Genomic DNA, 777 nt, shown 5'->3' with positions numbered 1-777 from the left:
TCGCTTTATGCTGATGCATGACGCTTCTCCTTTTTCCATTGATGCACGTAGTGACTATCCATGTAGCTCGATGAAGCTTTAGGAGGGGAGGAGTCCCTTTCATTGGGGATACAAGCGCGGCACCCGCCAGGGTGCCTTGTTGGCACTGGCACTTGAAAACTTACAGGACACGGACTACGCTGTAACTCATGCAAACCGAACGCGCCTACAAGTACCGATTTTACCCGACGCCCGAGCAGGAAATCCTGCTGGCGCGGACGTTTGGGTGCGTGCGGTTTGTCTGGAACGCAGTGCTGCGCTATCGCACCGATGCGTTCTATCAACGCCAGGAAAAGATCGGTTACAACGACGCCAGCGCTTTCCTGACCCAGCTGAAAAAGCAGCCTGACACCGCGTTCCTGGCCGAGGTCAGGTCGGTGCCCTTGCAGCAATGCCTGCGCCATCAACAAGCGGCCTTCAAGCACTTCTTTGCCAAGCGCGCACGATACCCGCGATTCAAGTCAAAGAAGCAGCGGCAGTCCGCCACCTTTGCCAGTTCGGCGTTTGCGTATCGCAACGGCCAGATCACGCTGGCCAAGTGCCAGGACCCCCTCAGCATCCGCTGGAGCCGCGCGCTTCCGTCAGCCCCCAGCACCGTTACCGTATCCCAAGACCGTGCCGGTCGCTATTTCATTAGCTGCCTGTGCAAAGTGGACGCCGAATCACTGTCCATTACCCCCAAGATGGTGGGTATCGATCTCGGGCTGAAAGACCTGTTCGTGACCAGTGACGGCAAGC

1 protein-coding gene is annotated in these 777 nt (G+C 57.5%); it reads left to right on the top strand.

Features of this window, described 5'->3' with window-relative positions:
- Nucleotides 1-188: 188 nt before the first annotated feature.
- Nucleotides 189-777 (top strand): RNA-guided endonuclease InsQ/TnpB family protein (locus DU506_RS21315; RefSeq protein WP_147273819.1); only part of this gene is annotated, 589 nt, incomplete at its 3' end.

The organism is Vreelandella rituensis (genome assembly GCF_003336665.1).
Lineage (GTDB): Bacteria > Pseudomonadota > Gammaproteobacteria > Pseudomonadales > Halomonadaceae > Vreelandella > Vreelandella rituensis.
The sequence above is the reverse complement of the archived record's forward strand: the minus strand, read 5'-3'. Positions and strand labels throughout refer to the sequence as shown.